Origin of the sequence: Pseudomonas sp. DD1 (genome assembly GCF_044510355.1) — a bacterium.
Taxonomy (GTDB): domain Bacteria; phylum Pseudomonadota; class Gammaproteobacteria; order Pseudomonadales; family Pseudomonadaceae; genus Aquipseudomonas; species Aquipseudomonas shahriarae.
Genome location: NZ_MSAJ01000037.1, coordinates 293,552 through 312,379 on the forward strand (window position 1 = coordinate 293,552; position 18,828 = coordinate 312,379).

Annotated in this window: 14 protein-coding genes; 8 read left to right on the forward strand and 6 right to left on the reverse strand. The window is 63.5% G+C overall.

Translation table 11 applies throughout. The features are described from left to right. The first annotated feature begins 15 nt into the window (after positions 1-15). From PSFL_RS24260 to PSFL_RS24295, 8 genes are read left to right on the forward strand one after another with little or no spacing between them, the layout of a single operon-like run. Entirely contained in the window at positions 16-1,995 is a 1,980-nt protein-coding gene (locus tag PSFL_RS24260; protein WP_057439115.1) for an exopolysaccharide transport family protein, read from the forward strand. Beyond that, complete coding sequence (locus PSFL_RS24265; RefSeq protein ID WP_397470584.1) at positions 1,995-3,173, forward strand: glycosyltransferase; 1,179 nt, start codon at positions 1,995-1,997, stop codon at positions 3,171-3,173. The genes PSFL_RS24260 and PSFL_RS24265 overlap by 1 nt, the downstream gene beginning before the upstream one ends. Next, positions 3,173-4,513 carry a beta-xylosidase gene (locus tag PSFL_RS24270; RefSeq protein WP_057439117.1) on the forward strand — a complete coding sequence of 447 codons (1,341 nt, stop codon included), beginning with the start codon at positions 3,173-3,175 and terminating at the stop codon, positions 4,511-4,513. The genes PSFL_RS24265 and PSFL_RS24270 overlap by 1 nt, the downstream gene beginning before the upstream one ends. Before the next feature lie 25 nt (positions 4,514-4,538). Then, a complete protein-coding gene (locus PSFL_RS24275; protein ID WP_397470585.1) occupies positions 4,539-5,753 on the forward strand; it encodes a glycosyltransferase family 4 protein in 1,215 nt (404 codons plus the stop codon). Further along, complete coding sequence (locus PSFL_RS24280; RefSeq protein WP_198849348.1) at positions 5,744-6,847, forward strand: glycosyltransferase family 1 protein; 1,104 nt, start codon at positions 5,744-5,746, stop codon at positions 6,845-6,847. Before PSFL_RS24275 ends, PSFL_RS24280 begins: the two co-directional genes overlap by 10 nt. Beyond that, entirely contained in the window at positions 6,847-8,244 is a 1,398-nt protein-coding gene (locus tag PSFL_RS24285; protein ID WP_273871648.1) for an O-antigen ligase, read from the forward strand. The genes PSFL_RS24280 and PSFL_RS24285 overlap by 1 nt, the downstream gene beginning before the upstream one ends. Beyond that, a complete protein-coding gene (locus PSFL_RS24290; protein ID WP_057959055.1) occupies positions 8,241-9,062 on the forward strand; it encodes an acyltransferase in 822 nt (273 codons plus the stop codon). The genes PSFL_RS24285 and PSFL_RS24290 overlap by 4 nt, the downstream gene beginning before the upstream one ends. Further along, positions 9,062-10,468, forward strand: a complete 1,407-nt coding sequence (locus PSFL_RS24295; RefSeq protein WP_115127903.1) for a lipid II flippase MurJ — start codon at positions 9,062-9,064, stop codon at positions 10,466-10,468. The genes PSFL_RS24290 and PSFL_RS24295 overlap by 1 nt, the downstream gene beginning before the upstream one ends. A gap of 485 nt (positions 10,469-10,953) precedes the next feature. On the opposite strand, the gene PSFL_RS24300 is transcribed toward PSFL_RS24295, so the two are convergent. The 6 genes from PSFL_RS24300 to PSFL_RS24325 all read right to left on the reverse strand — a co-directional run bounded on the left by PSFL_RS24300 (position 10,954) and on the right by PSFL_RS24325 (position 18,817). Beyond that, entirely contained in the window at positions 10,954-13,374 is a 2,421-nt protein-coding gene (locus PSFL_RS24300) for a TonB-dependent siderophore receptor (RefSeq protein WP_397470586.1), read from the reverse strand. 82 nt (positions 13,375-13,456) lie between these two features. Then, complete coding sequence (locus PSFL_RS24305) at positions 13,457-14,416, reverse strand: FecR domain-containing protein (RefSeq protein WP_115127901.1); 960 nt, start codon at positions 14,414-14,416, stop codon at positions 13,457-13,459. Then, positions 14,413-14,928 (reverse strand): sigma-70 family RNA polymerase sigma factor, encoded by a 516-nt coding sequence (locus PSFL_RS24310; RefSeq protein ID WP_115127900.1) that lies wholly within the window; start codon positions 14,926-14,928, stop codon positions 14,413-14,415. Before PSFL_RS24310 ends, PSFL_RS24305 begins: the two co-directional genes overlap by 4 nt. A gap of 129 nt (positions 14,929-15,057) precedes the next feature. Continuing rightward, complete coding sequence (locus PSFL_RS24315) at positions 15,058-15,612, reverse strand: DUF4174 domain-containing protein (RefSeq protein WP_115127899.1); 555 nt, start codon at positions 15,610-15,612, stop codon at positions 15,058-15,060. A 164-nt stretch (positions 15,613-15,776) separates the two neighbouring features. Beyond that, positions 15,777-16,409: a glutathione S-transferase N-terminal domain-containing protein gene (locus PSFL_RS24320; protein WP_397470587.1), complete on the reverse strand. Its 633-nt coding sequence runs from the start codon at positions 16,407-16,409 to the stop codon at positions 15,777-15,779. Positions 16,410-16,459: 50 nt separating this feature from the next. After that, positions 16,460-18,817, reverse strand: a complete 2,358-nt coding sequence (locus PSFL_RS24325) for a DNA polymerase II (RefSeq protein WP_120732455.1) — start codon at positions 18,815-18,817, stop codon at positions 16,460-16,462. Between the last annotated feature and the right edge of the window lie 11 nt (positions 18,818-18,828).

An 18,828-nucleotide genomic window follows, 5' to 3' on the forward strand; every position in this document is an offset into this window, starting at 1 on the left:
CAATGGAGTGATCCTGTGATCGAAATCCGCTCTCTACGCGACCTCTTGCGGTTGTTTTTCATCTTCCGCCGCGAGTTCAAACTGGCCGTGATCACCACGATTGTGGTGGCCGTGTTGGGTGCCTTCCTGTTGCCGGCTCGCTACGAGTCCGACGCGCGCTTGCTGGTCAAGCCAGGGCGGGACAACACCACGTTGCCGATCGAAGCCGCCAACCGCCAGACGCTGATTGCGCCCAGTACCCAGCACGACCCGATCGTCGATGAGGAGAAGATGCTCACCGGCCGGCCCATCGTGCACATCGTTGCCGAGCGCTACCTGGCAATGACGTCCGAGCCGCCACAGGGCTTCTGGAAAGTCACCAAGTTCTACGTCAAGAAAGCCGCCGGTGAAGTACTGGATGCGGTGCGCAGCGTCCTGCAATTCGTCGGCCTGGCCGAGAAGCAAAGCCCGCTGGAACGCCTGGCGACCAAGCTGGAGAAGAACTTCGAAGCCGGCCACGAACCGGGCTCCTCGGTCATCGAAATTTCCTTCACCTGGGACGATCCGGCCATCGCGCAGAAAGTCGTCGAGACCTGGGTCGATGCCTACCTGGAAGAGCGCGCGCGGATTCTCGGGCGCAAGAGCCTGCATACCTTCTATGAAACCGAACGCAGCAAGGTCGCGACCAACATCCAGGGGCTCAAGGATGAACTGCAGGGCCGCTTGAAGCAGATCGACTCGATCAGCGTGGACGCGCGCCTGAAAAACCTGACCAACCAGATCGACCGTGTCACCGACGCCAAAGTCACCGCGCAAAACCAGATCGCGGGGATCCGCAGCTTCCTGGCCAACGCCAGCCAGCAGATCAAGAACCAGCCGGCCGAAGTGGTCACTGGCCGGGAAACCAGCCTCAACCCGACCCAGCTGGACCTCAAGCGCCAGCTCAATGCCCTGCAAGTAGAACGGGCGCGCCTGCTGCGCACCTATCTGCCGAACACACCGCAGGTCAATCAGATCGAGCAGAACATCCGCGACATGGAAGCCCTCAGCGCCCAGGAAGCGACACGCCTGGAACGCTCGCAAAACACCGCGCCCAACAGCCTGGTGATCAACGTCAAGCAGCAGATCATCGACGCCCAGTTGCAGGAGCGCAAACTGGCCGGGGAAATCGAGAACTACGACAAGACCCTCGCCGAACTGCGCGCCCAGCGTGACCAGGCGATGACCGATGAACCTGAGCTGAACAAGCTGACCCAGCAACTGCGCACCGCCGAGAAAAGCTACGCGTTGTACTCGGAAAACCTCGAACAGGCGCGCATCGACCACGCACTGGACAGCAGCCAGATCAGCAACATCGCCCTGATCGAACACGCCACCCTCAACCCGGCGCGCGTGTTTCCCAAGAGCCTGCTGATTCTGCTGTTCACCATTCCTGCCGGCCTGGCCGTCGGTTTGCTGACTATCTACGTGCTGTACCTGCTGGACCAGCGCATCCACGACGGCGCGCGCTTGCAGGAAGTGTTCGGTGTACCGCTGTGGAGCAGCATCCCCGATGTGCAGCACGCGACACCGGCCGCCCTCACCGCCAGCATCTATCGCTTGTACAGCCTGCTACCCGCCGAGCGCATCGCCAGCGAGGGCTTTGCCCTGGGCCTGACCTCGGCACGGCACGGCGAAGGCGTGAGCTTTATCATCGAGCAACTCAAGCGCCTGCTCGAAGAGCGTGGCCACCGGGTCTCGGTCAACGGCACTGAAGCGGCGAAGCCGGGTGAAGTGTTGCTGTTGGACGCCTCGGCCCTGTCGTCCAACCCGCAGGCGTTCCTCACCCTGCGCCGCGCCGAGCAGATTGTGCTGGTGATCGAAGCCCGCACCAGCACCGTGCCGACCATCGAGAACGCCCTGTCGTTGCTGACCACTGCGTTCGGCAAAGTGGATGGGATGATCCTCAACCGCCGCCGTTTTGAAGTGCCGGCCAATGTTCTGGCACGGCTCAACAGCTGGCGCGGTGCGGCCTGATGCGCATTGCGTTGCTGGCGCCACTGCCACCGGAGCAGACCGGGATCGCCGACTACGCTGCGCACTTGCGCAGCGCGTTGCGCGAACGGGGCCTGGAGGTGCTGACGCCTCTGGAAGGTTGCCTGGACCTGGCTGAACAATTGCGGCGCCTGCAGGCCTTTGACTGGCGCGGTGTGGACCTGGTGCATGCCGAGCTGGGCGGCGGACGCTTTGCCGAGTTCCAGGCCCTGGACTACTTGCGCCGGGCCCAGCCGCAATTGCCGCTGACCGCCACTGTGCATGATCCGGAGCGCCTGATCTGGCGCCGGGCCAGGCTGTTTTTCCCGCTGACCCTGCTTGAACGCCTGCCCCACCCGCTGCCCCAGGCGGCGGCGTTGCTCGCCGATCCATTGACCCTTTACGAAGAACGGCGCCTGGCCAAAAGCATGCGCCGCCTGATCACCCTCACCCGCCTGGGTGGCGATTGCTTGCGCCAGCGCATGGGGCTAAAAACTGAGCAAGTGGCGGTGATTGCCCACGGCAACCTGCCCATTGCCCCTGTGGCCTTGCCGCCGTTGCAACCGTTGCGCCTGCTATATTTCGGCTTTATCTACCGCGGCAAGGGCATCGAAGATCTGCTGCAGGCCCTGGCCCGCTCCCTGAGCGCCCACCCGCAATGCCGTGGCCAGGTGCGCCTGACCCTGGCCGGTGGCACCGCGCCGGAGATGACCTTCGACCCCGCCGGCAATTACCTTGAGGGCCTGCGCCAACTGATCACCACCCTGCACCTGGGCGATGTGGTGGACTGGCAACTGGACCTGCCTTCAGCCGACATTCCCCATACCATCCAGGCCCACCATGTGATGGTGCTGCCGTACCGTGAATCGAAAAAACTCGGTTTCCTCGGCCAGATGCGCGGCACCAGTGGCGCGCTGTCCTGGGCCAACGCCTGCGGGCGCGGAGTGATTACCTCCAATGCCCGCGCCTTCGCCGAAGAAGTCGCCGGTGGCAATGGCATCACCTATCAACAGGGGGATATCGCCTCGTTGAGCGATGCCCTGAACCGTCTGATCCTCGACCCGCAACAGGCCCGCCAATGGGCCGACCACGCCGCCGACATCGGCCGGCAGCGCCAGTGGGCCAGCACCGCGCAACGCTTTGCCGAGTTGTTCCAGGCCGCAGTCAAGGAGCCTTTGTGATGAATGTTTCGTCAACTCGCCGGATGTGGCGCTATCTGCCACTGGTCATTGCAATGGCCGTGGGCGGCACACTGCTGCTCAGTGAAAACGTCGACGCGGAGCCCGTGAACCTGGCGCCCCAGCGCACTGTGGAGTGGCGCGAGTTCCTCGGGGTGAACGCGCATTTTCTGTGGTTCAAGCCCGAGCAGTACCAGAAGCAGATACGCCAATACCAGAAACTGGGGCTGGACTGGGTGCGCGTCGACCTGCACTGGGACCGCCTGGAGCCCAAGGAAGAAGATTATCAACTGAGCACCTTCGATGAATTGGACCGCACCCTGACTGCCGAGAAAATCCGCTCGGTGTTCTACCTGGTGGGTTCGGCGCCGTTTATTACCACCGCCCCCAAAGGCGCAGAATTCCAGGACCAATACCGCCCGCGAGACGCCAGTGTGTATGCCCTGCGTCTGGCCCTGTTGGCCAAGCGCTACCCGAATATCAACGCCTGGCAGGTGTGGAACGAGCAGAACCTGCCGAACAACTGGCGCCCGCAAGTGAATGCCGAGGAATACGCGCGCTTGCTGCTGGCCAGTCACCAGGCACTGAATATCGCCGCGCCAGACAAGATCCAGGTGATGGGCGGCATGGCCTACTACAGCCAGATGCCGCCGCGCGGCAAGACCCTGATGTTTGAAGCCCTCGGCGCGCTGGGCGTGCAAACCCTGGGCATGGTCGCGGCGTATCACCCGTACTCGATGACCCCGGAAACCGACGAACCGGGCAAGAATGAAGTGCTGCTGCGCGGCGACCAACTCAACGCCGTGCTGCACGGTGCCGGAGTCAAGGATGTGTGGGCCACCGAGTGGGGCTGGTCCAGCTATGCCGGGCCCAAGGAGATGCAGGACCTGATCGGCGTCGACGGCCAGGCCGATTTCACCTTGCGCCGCCTGGCGCTGATGGCGTCCCAGGATTACCAGAAGATTTTCCTGTTTGCCCTGTCCGACCTGGATGAACGCGCCTCCGTACGTGACCAGCACTATGGCCTGCTGGACCTCAACGGTGAACCGAAGCCGGTCTACAGCGCCCTCGCCCGCTTCCTGGAGATCACCGGGCCAACGCTCAAGCCGGGGGTCACCCCCGTGCTCGAGGACGTACCCAAGACTTTTTACAGCGTGGCCTGGACCCGCGAAGACGGCAAACACCTGTTGATGTACTGGAGCGCGGAAGGCACCCGCGTCACCTTGCCCAAAGTGCAGCACGCCGAACTGCTGGACCCGCTGACGGGCGCCAGGCAGACCCTTAACGATTACAACGGCATTCGCCCCGTGGTGAAACCGTCGTTGCAGATATTGGTGTGGTAGCACGCCCAGGCATGGAGAGCTGCACGTGAGAATCCTGTGGATTGTGCCCTATCTGCCGTGGCCGACGACCAGCGGCGGCAAGACCCGGCAGTACCATTTGCTGCGTACCTTGAGTGAGCGTGGGCATCGCATCACCTTGCTGGTGCAATCGAAGACGCCGGCCGATGCGGCTGTGCACGCGGCCCTGGAGCCCTTGCTCGAGCGCCTGATCGTGGTGCCGCGCCGGGCCCTGAAACACCCCATGACCCTGCTCGCCGGGGTGTTTGCGCCCTGGCCGCTGCTGACCACGGTCAACGGCCTGTCGCCGGTGCTGCAGGCGCGCTTTAGCGAACTGTTGAAGGAAACCTGGGATGTGATCCAGGTCGAGCATAGCTACAGCCTGCAACCGTACTTCACCCTCTTGCAGCAGCAAGCGCGGGATTTCGTGCTCACCGAGCACAACTTGGAATCGAGCTTGGGCGGCGCCACCTATGACCGCTTTCCAAAATGGGCCGCGCCGTTCGTGCGCTACGACCAGTGGCGCTGCCAGCAGTGGGAGCGCAAGGCGTTTGACGCGGCGTGCCATGTGGTTGCCGTGACCCAGGCCGATGCCCAGGCTATCGGGCAACTGACCAAGACCCCGGTGAGCGTGGTGGTCAATGGGGTCGACAGCCGCGCATTCAGCGACGTCAGCGCCGCCCCGCAGAGCCAGCGCCTGTTGTTTGTCGGCAACTACGAATACGCGCCGAACCTGGACGCGGTGCAGTGGCTGCTCGACGACATCTTCCCGCGGGTCTGGTTGCAATGCCCCAACGCCCGCCTGGCGGTGGCCGGCTTCGGCTTGCCCACACACTGGCGCGAGCGCTGGGTGGACGATCGTATTGAATGGCAGGGTTTTGTTCCCGACCTCACCGCGTTGCAGCGCCGCTGTGCAGGGTTTGTCGCCGCGCTGCGCCATGGCGGCGGCTCCAAACTCAAAGTGCTGGAGGCAATGGCCGCCGGCCTGCCGCTGGTGAGCACCGCCCAGGGTGTGTCCGGGCTGGCGGTTGAGCCGCAGGTGCATTACCTGGCCGGCGAAAGCGCCGAGGCCCTGGCCGATGGGATTGTGCGCCTGCTGGACGAACCGACGCTGGCCCGCCAACTGGCGCAGGCTGCGCGCGACTATGCGCGCAACCATCACGACTGGGCGGTGGCCGGTAATGAACTGGAGCAGATCTACCGCACCTTGCCCACCCAACAGGAGCCTCAAGCATGCGCGTAGCCCTGGATTACCGCCCGGCCACGGTCGCGCCTTCGTCGGGCATCGCCCGCCAGGTGCTGGCCCTGGAACACGCCTTGCGCGCCCGGGACAACACTGAAGTGGTGCTGTTTACCGAAGCGCCGCTTGATCATCCCCAGCGCGACACGGCGGTTTGCCCGACCTGGGCCAGCACCCTGGAGGGCCTGCAACGGCCTCAGGTGCGCTGGCGCTTCGAGCGCGGCTTCCTGCCCCGGGAAATCCACCAACAGCAGATCGACCTGTACATCGCCACGGCCAATATGGGCCTGCCCTTGTGCCGCAAACCCGCCGGCACCCGCTATGTACTGGTGCTGCATGACCTGTTTCAACTGACCCACCGCAACTTCCATCGCTCCCGCCTCAAGGCCCTGGCCTACCGCCTGATCGACGGCGCGTCGATTGCCTGGTCGGTGTGGCAAGCCGACCGGGTGTGGTGCCCGTCGCAGTTCTCGTGCGATGAGGCTGCGCGCCTGTTTCCCTGGGCGCGGGCCAAGTTCCGCGTGTTGAATAACCTGGTGCCGGAGTTCACCGAGGCCCCCGAGCCGTTGCCCGAAGGCATTCCGCCGCGCTACTGGCTGGTGGTGGGTACCCGTGAGCCGCGCAAGAACATGGCGTTTTTCCTGGCGCAATGGCAGGCCAGCCGCGCCCAGGACCCGAACGTGCCCGACCTGGTACTGGTCGGCCACGCCAGCGATGTGCCGGCGTCCCTGGGCGAGTTGCCCGGCCTACATTGGCGCAGTGGCTTGTCCGACGGCCAGTTGCAGGCGCTGTACCGGCATGCCGCGTACCTGTGGCAGCCGTCCTATGCCGAAGGGTTTGGTTTGCCGGTGGTGGAAGCGCTGAGTGTCGGCACGCCGGTCGCGGTTGCCCGTGGCTCGGCCCTGGATGAAGTGGCGCCGCCCACCGCACAGCGTTTTGCCCCCGACGACGCCGGTCAACTGCAAACGTTGATGGTGTCACTGGCTGCACCGGGGGGCACGGTCGACCCCGAACTGCAACGCACATGGGCCCGGCAATTTGCCGAACCGGCCTATCGCCTGCGCCTGGATAAACTGCTCAAGGAATTGAACCGCTAATGCTGCCAGGAAAACTCGTTAGTCTGCTCCTGGGCCTGGTCTTCGGCGGCCTGCTGTTGGCACTGCCGCCGATGAAGGTCTTTATGATCGTGGTCGGCCTGGGCGTGGCGCTGACCCTGATCCGCAAACCGCTGTGGGGCTTGCTGATCTTTGCCGTCTTGGCCACCAGCATTCCCTACACCACCTTGCAACTGGGGATCCGCACCACCATCAGCGAGGCGGTGCTGGGCCTGACCTGGGCCGGCGTGTTCTGGCAATCGTTTATCGGCAAGACCCGCGGTTTCATGGTCTGGCGCCCCACGGAACGGGCGTTAATGTGGCTGATGCTGTTCAGCACCATCCCGTTTATCTGGGGCATGATCATCATCCACGCCGAGGGCAACGGCCCGGTGAACTGGGTGCGCTGGCTGATGAACCTGTCGCTGCTGTTTATCGTGCCGCTGCTGCTGCGCACCGATGCCGACCGCGACAAGGTGGTGGTCGCCCTGCTGCTGGGCAACCTGGCGATGCTGTTGCTGTCGATTTTCATGTTCCTCAAGACGCGCAACGCGATGTCGATGATCGACATTCTCACCGACCTCAAGTACGCCCACCCGGAGGCGGTGAAGGACATCTTCTCAGCCAACTACAAGCGCATGGCCTCGCCCTGGGTTCACCCGAACCTGACCGGTGGCGTGCTGGTGCTGTTTATCCCGCTGGCGCTGTTCTACGGCTGGACCCGCAGCGGCTGGCGCCGCGCCCTGGGCCTGGCAGTGGCGGTACTGGGTTGCGCCGGCCTGCTGCTGAGTATCTCCCGGGGCGCGATTGTGGCCCTGGCGCTGATCCTGATCTGGCTGACCTACAAGCGCGTGCCTCACAGCGGGCGGATCATCGGTATCGGCGCGGCTTTTGTGATCGCCCTGGTGCTGTTCTATCCGCCGCTGCAGGACCGTTTGATGACGATGTTCTCGACCACCAACGCCAGTACCGAGATCCGTTTCGACGAGTACGCCGGGTTCCCCGATGTAATGGCCAAGTACCCGTTGGGGATCGGTTTCAAGATCGACCCACCGGTGCCGGGCAGCAACTTGCTGGGGATTTCCAACCTGTGGCTGAACTTCATCTACAAGATTGGTGTTCCGGGGATGCTGCTGTTCATCGCCGTCACCGTGCTGTGGTGGCGAGAAGTGCGGCCATTAGGGATGGTGCGCAAGGTCACCGCCGACAACGCCCTGTGGCTGGGTTGCGTGTGCGGCGTGCTGGCGGCGCTGCTGACCGGGATTTTCGACCACTACTTCAGCTTCACCTTTGTATTGATCGCGCTGTTCTGGCTGTTGATGGGCATCAGCCTGCAACAGGTGCGCCTGAGCCCGACCATTACTGCTCCTGTTTCCGTGCCAAAGGATGACCGACCATGAAACATCGCACTATTCACTCCCCCGACCTGCGTGACCGCCTGCCCGCCCTGGCCAGCGAACTTGGTGCAAGCCTGGAAGACTTGCAGGACGGCCTGGCCTGGTGCCTGGCCAACGAGGTGGTTTTTGAAGAGGGCGAAGGCGAGAACAAGCGCTTCTGGATGACCTCTTTCGATGTGGAACCGACCATCGAGCATCCGGTGGCACGTCGGCTGTTCCATCGCATGAAACAGGATGTCCCGGCGCAGTTCCTGCCGATTTATGGCAAGAACTGGGCAACCCTCAAGGACCGCTGGCGCAGTGCCTGGGACATGGCCTACAACATCCTGATCAACAAGATCCCCAGCCACCACATACGCATCGGCTGGCTGCGCCTGGGCGGCGCGAAGATCGGCAAGGGGTCGAGCCTGTGGCGCAACACTGAGGTGCTGGGCATCCACAACCTGAGGGTCGGCGACGACACGGTGATCGGCTGGCATTGCCAGGTGGATGCACGCTCTGGGCTGGTAATCGGCAACCATGTGGCGATTGCCTCCCATGTGCTGATCATCGCCGGCAGCCATGACTTGCAGGCGCCGGAGTTCTGGTCGATTTCCGGGGCGATTTATATCGACGACTATGTGTGGATCGGCAGCCGTGCGCTGATCGGTTTCGGCACCCACCTGTGCGAAGGCTCGGTGGTGACTGCCAATACCGTGGTGGCGAAAACCGTCGCGCCGTACAAAATTGTCGGCGGCACCGGTGCCAAAGTCATGGGCGAACGCGTTCGGGGGCTGAACTACAAGGTGGGTGGCAAGGGCCTGTTCACCCTGTTCCACTGATGTTCGGCAGCACCCTGTGGCTGACCCTGGCGACCCTCGCCGGGCTGGTGGCCGGCTTTGCCCGGGAATGGCTGCTGGTCGCAGCCTGGGGCGCGGGCAGCCGTAGCGACGGGTTTCTGGTGGCGGTGTTTTTACCCGAGGCGCTGCGCATGACCCTGGCCGCCGGTTTGCTCGCCGCTGCGGCCCTGCCCCTCTATCAACAACGGGATGCGCAACGCCAGCAAGCCTGGTTGGCCAGCCTGTCGCCGCGCCTGCTCGGCGTCGGCCTGGGCCTGTTCGCCCTGCTGGCCCTGGGCGCGCCGCTGTGGGTACGCCTGATCGGCCCGGGGCTGGACGCCGCAGCCCACGACCAGGCCGCCGCCAATCTGCGCTGGCTGGCCGCCTGTGCGCCGGGGCTGGTGATGCATGGCCTGTTCAGTATTCCGTTGCAGGCGCGCCAGCGCTTTGTGCTGCCGGGGCTGGGCTCGCTGCTGTTCAACCTGCCGCCGGTGCTGTACCTGTTTATCCGCGGCACGGCCAGCGACAGCGCGGAACTGGCAATGTGTTTTTTTGCCGGCAGTGTGTTGATGTGCCTGCCCTTGCTGGCACCGGTCTGGTCGTTCGGCTGGCGCCCCTGGCAAGTCAAGGGTGATGCCCTGGCCGGCCGCGAACTGCTGGGGCGTATCGGCCCGCTGTTGGCGAGCAATCTCGCCAGCCAGGGCCTGGCCTTGCTCGAACGGCTGATCGCCAGCTACCTGGGCGAAGGTGCGGTGACCTGGGTCAACCTGGCGCGCAAGCTGATCAACCTGCCGCTGATTGCGCTGATGAGCCTCAACCAGGTATTGCTGGGGATGATGAGCGGTGAACAAGGCCAACAACGCCTGGCCTTGCTGCGCCGTGGCCTGGACGCCGCCACCCTGCTGAGCCTGCCCGCCGCCCTCGGCCTGATTGGCGCCAGCCCGGTGCTGATTCACCTGCTGATGCCCGCGCAAAGCGCCGACGGCCCGCTGCCCGCCCTGCTCGCCTGGTTCGCCACACCCCTGGTGTTCGGCGCCTGGAACGCCATGCTCGCACGCTATGCCTACGCCAGCGGCGACACACGCCTGCCACTCAAATGTGAACTGCTGGGCAGCCTGGTCAACGCCGGCCTGTTGGTATTGCTGCCGTACTTCTTCGGCCTGCCAGGCATTGCCTTGGCGGCCCTGGGTGGGGTGATCGTCACCAACCTGCTGCTGATGCAACGCCAACACCTGCTCGGGCAACTGGGCTGGCCGTTGCAGTGGGGCTTGAGTGTGGTGTTGCTGGGCGTGGCGGCGCTGGTGCTGCACCCGCTGCATAACGATGGCTGGCAGTTGGGTTTGAGTACCTTGGCGGGCGCCGGGGTACTGGTGGGATTGGGGCTGTGGTTCAAGCCGTGGAAGGCTTGAGCTGCGAAAGCAAAGGCATAGCAAAAGCCAGCGCGCGGAGGTGCTGACTGCGATGGCGGTGTGTCAGCTAGCAGAAATGGTGCCTGAACTACCGCTATCGCGGGCAAGCCCGCTCCCACAGGGGGGCTCTGCCGGGCATAGAGTTTTGGCCGCACCACAATGCAAATGTGGGAGCTGGCTTGCCTGCGATGGCGGTGTGTCAGCTAGCAGAAATGGTGCCTGAACTACCGCTATCGCGGGCAAGCCCGCTCCCACAGTGGGGGGGGCTCTGCCGGGCATGGAATTTTAGCCACACCACAATGCGAATGTGGGAGCTGGCTTGCCTGCGATGGCGGTGTGTCAGCTAGCAGAAATGGTGCCTGAACTACCGCTATCGCGGGCAAGCCCGCTCCCACAGGGAGGGGCTCTGCCGGGCATAGAGTTTTGGCCATACCACAATGCGAATGTGGGAGCTGGCTTGCTCCCACCTGGGATAGTGGGCAGGTCTAGAAGTCGTACTTGACGCTGGTCATCAGGTTGCGCGGCGCACCATACATCCCATGGTTACCGGCATAGCTGAAATACTCACGGTCAAACAGGTTGTTGAGGTTGACCGACGTACTCAACTGCGGCGTCACGTCGTAGCGCAGCAGCAGGTTGGTGATGGCGTAGCTGCCCTGGCTGAACGTGTGCAGGTCCTCACCAACCTTGCTCTGCCAGTTCACCCCGCCGCCAACCGTCACTTTGTTCAAGGCCCCCGGCAGACGGTAAGTGGTGAAGGTTTTCAGGCTCTGGCGCGGCAAGGTGGTGACGATGCGTTTGTCGTCGGCATCGGTACTGACCGCATAGGCGTAGCCCGCGGAGGCTTGCCAGCCTTCAGCCAACTCACCGTTGAGTTCCAGCTCGACGCCCTCGGTAGTGGTGCCCTTCTCGTTGCGATAAGTATTGCCGCCCGGGGTGTCGATCCAGATCGCTAGGTTGTCCTGTTCCAGCTTGAACAGCGCCAGGCTGGTGTTGAGTTTTTCGTCGAAGAAACTCCCCTTCAAGCCCAACTCGTAGCCCTTGCCTTCCATGGGTTCCAGGGCCTTGTTGTTGATATCGCGCACCCAACTGGCCTGGGGGTTGAAGATCTTGGTGTAGCTGGCATAAGCCGACCAGTTGTCAGTCAGGTCGTAGACCACGCCGGCATAGGGAATGTACACGCCGGTTTCCGACTCATCGGTGCGGGTGGCGACGCCGCCATAGGGGCTGTCTGCGGTTTCGCGCTTCCAGTCGATGACACGGCTGCCGAGGATCACGCTCAGGTCATCGGTCATGCGCAGGCGGGTGCTCAGGTAAGCGGCGTATTGGCTTTCATCCACCGAGGATTTGCCGGTCAGCGGGAAGTCCGGCTTGGCCGAGTGCCCGTCCCAGTTGAACAGGTTGTCGATGGCGCCCGCCGGGGAGCCGGAATACGCGTAGTTCCAGCCGCCATGGCTGGGCACGTTTTCCTTGTATTTGGACAGGGTCACGCCGGCGATCAACTCGTGCTCGCGGCCCAGCAGGTCGAACGGCCCGGTGGCGTACAGGTCGAGGTTGTCCTGGCGCGGCGTACCGGAGAAGCGCACCGGCAACTGCGTGGTGCCGCTGCCATCGCTGTTGAGGCTGCCGTTGACGTAGTTGAACACCTCATCGAACTTGTTTTGCGAATGGGTGAACTCGACCTTGGCGCTCCAGCCGCTGTCGAACTTCTGCTCGATGGAGGTGAAGAAGCTGGTCTGCTCATGGTCGTTATAGGACCAGGCCGGCGCAGTATTCAGGGAGCGACTGAGGTTGCTGCGCGAACCGTCGGTAAAGCGCGTAGGTAAACCGGAGCGCGCCGGGGCATCGACGTCGGTACGCAGGTAGCTGAAGCCCAGGGTCAGCAAGGTGTCTTCGGTCAGGTCGAATTCAGTGATGCCGTACAGCAATTGGGTCTGCTGCTTGTAGCGGTCGACCCAGGCATGTTCGGTCTTGTAGTCGGCCACCAGGCGCCCGCGCACATTGCCGGTTTCGGTCAACGGGCCGGACACGTCGAGGCCACTGCCGTAGCGGTCCCAGTTGCCCGCTTCAGCGGTGACACTGGCCCGCGCCTCGGCCGTCGGGCGCTTGCGGATCAGGTTGATGGTGGCCGAGGGGTTGCCCATGCCGCTGATCAAACCGGTGGCGCCGCGCACCACTTCCACCCGGTCGTACATCGCCATGCTCTGGGTGTAGTTGTCCATGCGCGCAACGGTAGGCACACCGTCGATTTCGAAGTTCTGGATCTGGAAACCACGGGAGAAATAGCTATCGCTTTCCGCCCCCAGGCCATCACGCAACACGATGATTCCGGGGGTGGCATCCAGGGTATCCGACAGGTTGGTCAGGCGCTGGTCATCCAGGCGCTGGCGGGTCATGACGGTCAGCGATTGCGGGGTTTCCCTCGGGGTCAGGTTCAGGCGGGTGGAGCTGCTGGACGACTGCGTGGTGTAGGAACCGGTGCCTTCGGTGGTCGACCCCGGCGCCTTGCCGGAGATCGACACGGTACCCAGTTGCAATGCGCCGTCGGTAGGCCGGGGCTCCAGGGAATAGTTACCGCCACTGCCGCGCACGGCTTGCAACGAGCTGTTACTGAGCAGGATCGCCAGACCGCTGTCGAGATCATGCCGCCCTTGCAGGCCCGGGCTGGTCTGCCCTTGCGTGAGCGCGGCCGGGTAGGACAGCAGGATCTGCGCGGCCTGGCCAAACTGGTTCAACGCGCCGGCCAGTGAGCCAGGGGCAATATCGAACTCCTGCTGTGGCGCGGCCATGGCCCAGGCCGGCGCCAGCAGCAACGGCGCGGCCACGCCGAAGCTGGCGATGCCACGGACGACGGCCACGGCCAGTGATTTTTTCAGTGTTGCCCGGATGGTGCGTTGCGGGTGCATGCCCTGTTCCCCAGATAAGTGAGTGTCTGGGGATATAAGTCTCGTGAGATTCGGAAACGGACCACCTGCATGTGAAATAAATTCATACCTGCGCCCGCCGCGGTTTCAACGTCACCCATAAGCGCGTGAAATGCTGCACATCCAGCTTGAGGGTCTGTTGCAGCGCCACCAGAATGCGGTCGGTGTCGGCCAGTGGATAGGTGCCGGACACCCGCAGTTCGCGCACGCTCGGGTCACAGTCCAGATGCCCGCGCCGGTAGCGGCTCAGTTCCTTGAGGAAATCTTCCAGGCGCAGGCCCTCAGCGACGATCATGCCGCGGCTCCAAGCCAGTTCGCCGGCGCGCTGGGGGCGCCGCGCCAGCAGGGTCTGCGGGTCAAAGCTGATGATTTCGCCGGGTTGCAGGCTCAGGTTGCGCGCTGGAATCTGCGCCGCCAGCGGCTGCTGGTCAGCCCCCAACTGGGTAAAACCCTCACGCTGGCGCACGCTGAAGCGCCCGCCTGTGACATGGATCAGGCCTTCGGCGGTTTTCACCCACAGCGGGCGGGCGTCCAACGGGTTGGGCAGCACCAGGATCTCCCCGCGCAACAGATGGATCTGGCGCTGCTCGGGGCGGTAATTCACATCGACGGCGGTGTCGGTATTGAGCTGGATTTCGCTGTTGTCCGCCAGTTCGATGCGCCATTGCTCACCGACCGAGGTGCTGAAATCGCTGGTCCAGGGTTGCAGCAGGCCGGCGTCCCTGGCGGTCCACGCCACACTGCCGGCCGCCAGCAACAGGGCCAGGTTTTTAATCACCCGACGCCGGGATATCGCCGGCGACAGGGTGGCGCTGACCAGCGCCTGGTGTGCCGGGTCGCGCACCTCGTGCATACGCTGGAAAAATCGCTGGGAATGCTGCCAGGCCTGCTCGTTGAGCGGATCCAATTGGCGCCACGCCAGCCACTGGGCGCGGGTCTGTTCGGTGACATCCGGCGCCTGCAACTCCAATTGCCAGTGCATGGCCTGCTCGGCGGCTTCCAGGGTCAGGGGCAACGGATTCATGGGCGCTGGCTGTCGAGCACAATGCACTGGGCGCCGGCCTTGACGATGTAGCGCTTGACCGTGGTGATGCTGGTGCCCAGGCGCTCGGCAATCTCGCCGTGGCTCAAGCCGTCGAGTTGCGACCAGAGGAAGGCCTGGCGCACCGGTAATGCCAGGCGGCTGAGCACTTCGTCGAGGGCCATCAGGGTTTCCAGGAGCAGCCACTGCGTTTCGGCGCTGGGCGCCACGTCTTCCGGTAACAGCGCCAGGGCTTGCAGGTAGGCCTTTTCCAGCTTTTGCCGACGAAAGTGATTGGATAACACGCTTTGTGCGACTTTCGCCAGAAAGCTGCGGGGCGCCTGGACTTCAAGGGGTTGGTTCTTGGCCAGCAGACGCAGGAACGTGTCCTGGGCCAGGTCGGCGGCGCTCTGCGAACAGTTCAGGCGACGCCACAGCCAGTGCTGCAGCCAGCGATGTTGCTGCTGATACAGCGTGGCCAGGTCAGTAGGGCTTGTCGCAGGGGTCGGGGGCATGGAGGGCGCGCGCAGAAGGTAAGCCGTAAATGATAACGGTTATCATATGCTTCATGGCGCAATGCCTGCAAGTGCCATACGACTTGTAGGGATCGCTGGCACCTCCCCTGTAGGTGCCAGCGAGGAGCATCAATCTTCCAGCGGTTGCGGCGCGTGCTTGCCAGGCTTGGCTTTGGCGCCAGGCTTGCTCGCTGCCGGGGCGGCGGGTTCAGGCTCGGCGGGGGCGGCGGCTTCTTTTTCTGCCATGGGCATCTTGTCGACAGCCGCAAAGAACTCTGCAAGGTCAAGGGTATCGGGTGGCACGGTCTTTTCGACTTTCTTCTCGCCGTCCTTGCCCACCAGGATTACTTTGGTGCCGGCACTGGCACCCAGCTTCAAGGCGCGGATCAACGCATTGGTGTCCTGGGCGCCGAGGTCCTTGCCGTCACGCTGGCCGACGGTGCCGATGCTCGTGTAGTTCACGGTGTAGAGCACCATGTTGCGCTCGGTGAACTTCTGTTTGTTCTCAGGCTGTTCAAGATCTTTCTTGAGCTGGACCTGAGTCGGGTCTATGGAGCTGGGTGCAATCACGATCAGCGGGCGGAATTTGCCTTGATCCTGTTCCAGCGGGCCTCGGTTATCCGCAGCCAACAACGGCCCCGTAAACGCCATCAAGGTAGCCAGGGTCAGCGACCGGACGAGCATGCGTACCTCCTTCCAATTCCATGCAGAGTTTTTGAGTTTCATGTCTGCGACAGTCAATTTCAAGGATGATTCCTACGCGACTATCAGAAAGAGTAGGCCAGGACGCCCGTGACGCAAGGGCTCGAGGTGCTTCGAGGCTCATTGTTTCTTCTGATTGCCAAGGCTCACTCCTCAGGCCAATCCGGCCAGTGCCAGGCGAACACCGGGGCCACCTGCGGGTCGGCGTCCACCCGCGCCAGGGCCTGGGCGCATGCAGGGTGGGAGTGTCGCAGGACATCGCGTCCCCCCTCCCAGCGGGACACCGCCGCCGCCATGATGCCCAGGGCATTGGGCAGCCCCTGCGGGGTAAAGAGTTGCCCGGCAAATTGCTCGGCAAATACCTGCCAGGTCCGGTGCAGTTTCTGCTGGGTGCCCGCGATCAGTTGCGCCTGCACCGTCTCGTCGGCGTCGGCGAGAAAGCGTTGCGGGTAGTCGATGATGGTGATCGCCGAGTAGCAGTTGGCGGCGATATACACCAGGCCGCGAATGATCTGCGCACGGTGACCGGACAGAAAATCGCTGGCCGGATACGCCAGGCCCAGATGAATCAGGATCGCCGCGCTTTCCGTCAACACGCTGCCGTCGGGCAGTTGCAGGGTGGGGATCTGCCGCAGCGGGTTGATCTGCCCAAGGGCCTCCATCCCCGCCCCGTCACCCCAGGGGCTGGCATCGACCTGCTGCCACGGCACGCCGCAGCGTTGCAGGGCGATTTCGACGATGCATGAACCAGAACTTTGCGTGCCGTAGAGCGTGTACATGGGCATTGCTCCTGGAGACTCAGCGTCCAGAGTGAAACGTTTTCCCGGGGTTAAAACAAGCCCATCTGACCACCGACCAGGGTGCTGAAATCATCATCGACAAACGGCAGGATCGCATCGGCCACCGGCTGCAATTGCCGGGTTACGTAGTGGTCGTAGTCAATTGGCGCCTGGCGCACTTCCAGGGGCTCGGGGCCGTTGACGGTGATCACGTAGCGAATCCAGCCACCGTTCTGATACTGGCGTGGGCGGCCCTGGCGGTCGTTGTATTCATCCGCCAGGCGCGCGGCCCGCACATGGGGCGGCACGTTGCGCTCGTAGTCGCCCAGTTGCCGGCGCAGGCGTTTGCGGTAGATCAGCAGCTCATCGAACTCGCCACTGAGGGTGCGGCGCACGTAGTCACGCACATAATCCTGGTGGGGCTGGCGGTGGAAGATGCGCTGGTACAACTCCTGCTGGAATTGGCGGGCCAGGGGCGACCAGTCGCTACGCACAGTCTCCAGGCCTTTGTAGATCATCTCTTCACTGCCATCAGCACGGGTCACCAAGCCGGCATACCGTTTCTTGCTGCCCTCCTCCGCCCCACGAATGGTCGGCATCAGGAAGCGGCTGAAGTGGGTTTCGTACTGCAGTTCGAGGGCGCTTTGCAGGCCGAATTCGTTGTGCAGGCGTTCGCGCCACCATTGGTTGACGTGTTGTACCAGGTCCTGGCCGATGCGCGTGGCATCCTCCTGGGAATGGGCACTGCCGAGCCAGACAAACGTGGAGTCGGTATCGCCATAGATCACTTCATAACCCTGGGCTTCGACCAGTTCGCGGGTCTGGCGCATGATCTGATGACCGCGCAGGGTGATCGACGACGCCAGCCGCGTGTCGAAAAACCGACAACCGCTAGAACCGAGCACGCCGTAGAAGGCATTCATGATGATCTTCAGGGCCTGGGACAACGGCGCGTTATGCTCGCGTTTGGCCACCTCGCGGCCTTCGGAGACCCGCGCCACAATCGACGGCAGGCAATGCCGGGTGCGGGAAAAGCGCGCACCGCGAAAGCCTTCCACCGACTCGTTGTCGTCGGGGTGACGCAGGCCTTCGATGAGGCCCACGGGGTCGATCAGGAAGCTGCGGATGATCGACGGATACAGACTTTTGTAGTCCAGCACCAGCACCGACTCGTACAGCCCCGGCCGCGAGTCCATGACAAAACCGCCGGGGCTGGCCTGGGGCGGCTTGTCCCCCAGGTTGGGCGCGACAAAGCCCTGGCGATGCATCAACGGCATGTACAAGTGGGTGAACGCCGCCACCGAACCACCGTTGCGATCCGCCGGCAGGCCGGTGACGCTGGCCCGCTCCAGAAGGAACTTGAGCAGCTCGGTCTTTGCGAAAATCCGCGTCACCAGCTCGCAGTCCTTGAGGTTATAGCGCGCCAGGGCGGGCTTGTCCTCGGCGAACATGCGGTTGATCTCGTCCATGCGCTGGTAGGGCGTGGAGATCGACTTGCCTTCCCCCAGCAGGGTCTGGGCGACGTTTTCCAGGCTGAATGACTCAAAGGTCCAGGTCGCCGAGCGCAGGGCCTCGATACCATCAATGATCAGCCGGCCGGCAGCGGCGGCGAAGTAATGGTTGCGGCTGCCGTGCTCGCGCCAGGCCATGGCCTCGCCGCCACGGCCGAGCAGCAATGGCACGTTAAGGCGTTGGGCATGCTCGTGGAGGACCCGCAGGTCGAACTGCACCAGGTTCCAGCCGATGATCGCGTCGGGGTCGTGTTGCGCCAGCCACTGGTTGAGGCGCTCCAGCAGTTGGGCGCGGCTGTCGCAGTATTCGAGCTTGAAATCCACCGCGCAGGTTTTGTTCGGCGGGCCGAGCATGTACACCTGGCGCTCGCCACAACCTTCCAGGGCGATGGAGTACAGCTCGCCGCGCGCGGTGGTTTCGATATCCAGCGACACCAGTTTCAATGCCGGGCGGTAGTCGGGCGCGGGCTTCATCTGCGCCTCCAGCAACATCCCGCCCTCGCCGGGGGTGCCGTCAAATGCCACCGGCGCGGTGATGAAGCGCTCCATCATATAGCGCTCGGGCGGGCGCACATCGCCTTCGTAGACATCCACGCCGGCCTGGCGCAGGCGTTTTTCCAGGTCCATCGCCTGGCGATGCTGACGGGTATAAAGGCCCAGGACCGGGCGGTGGTGGAAATCACACAGTTGCAGCGGGCGCAGTTCCACGTCGCGCTCGCCCTTGAGCACCCGTTGCGCGTGCTCGCGGTGGGCCAGCGGAATAAACATCACCGAAGGCTGTACCGGTAGACGGATATACCGCGGCCCCTGGTCGGTCGCCAGCCAGAAGCTGACCTCCGTGCCCGCCGGGGTGTCGCGCCAATGCCGGGTCAGGACAAAACCCTGCTGTAAATCCACCTTGCCGCACC

Coding starts and splice junctions, on each gene's coding strand:
- PSFL_RS24285 (WP_273871648.1), top strand. CDS start 6,847: ATGCTGCCAGGAAAACTCGTTAGTCTGCTCCTGGGCCTGGTCTTCGGC.
- PSFL_RS24295 (WP_115127903.1), top strand. CDS start 9,062: ATGTTCGGCAGCACCCTGTGGCTGACCCTGGCGACCCTCGCCGGGCTG.
- PSFL_RS24270 (WP_057439117.1), top strand. CDS start 3,173: ATGAATGTTTCGTCAACTCGCCGGATGTGGCGCTATCTGCCACTGGTC.
- PSFL_RS24310 (WP_115127900.1), bottom strand. CDS start 14,928: ATGCCCCCGACCCCTGCGACAAGCCCTACTGACCTGGCCACGCTGTAT.
- PSFL_RS24305 (WP_115127901.1), bottom strand. CDS start 14,416: ATGAATCCGTTGCCCCTGACCCTGGAAGCCGCCGAGCAGGCCATGCAC.
- PSFL_RS24300 (WP_397470586.1), bottom strand. CDS start 13,374: ATGCACCCGCAACGCACCATCCGGGCAACACTGAAAAAATCACTGGCC.
- PSFL_RS24320 (WP_397470587.1), bottom strand. CDS start 16,409: ATGTACACGCTCTACGGCACGCAAAGTTCTGGTTCATGCATCGTCGAA.
- PSFL_RS24280 (WP_198849348.1), top strand. CDS start 5,744: ATGCGCGTAGCCCTGGATTACCGCCCGGCCACGGTCGCGCCTTCGTCG.
- PSFL_RS24315 (WP_115127899.1), bottom strand. CDS start 15,612: ATGCTCGTCCGGTCGCTGACCCTGGCTACCTTGATGGCGTTTACGGGG.
- PSFL_RS24290 (WP_057959055.1), top strand. CDS start 8,241: ATGAAACATCGCACTATTCACTCCCCCGACCTGCGTGACCGCCTGCCC.
- PSFL_RS24265 (WP_397470584.1), top strand. CDS start 1,995: ATGCGCATTGCGTTGCTGGCGCCACTGCCACCGGAGCAGACCGGGATC.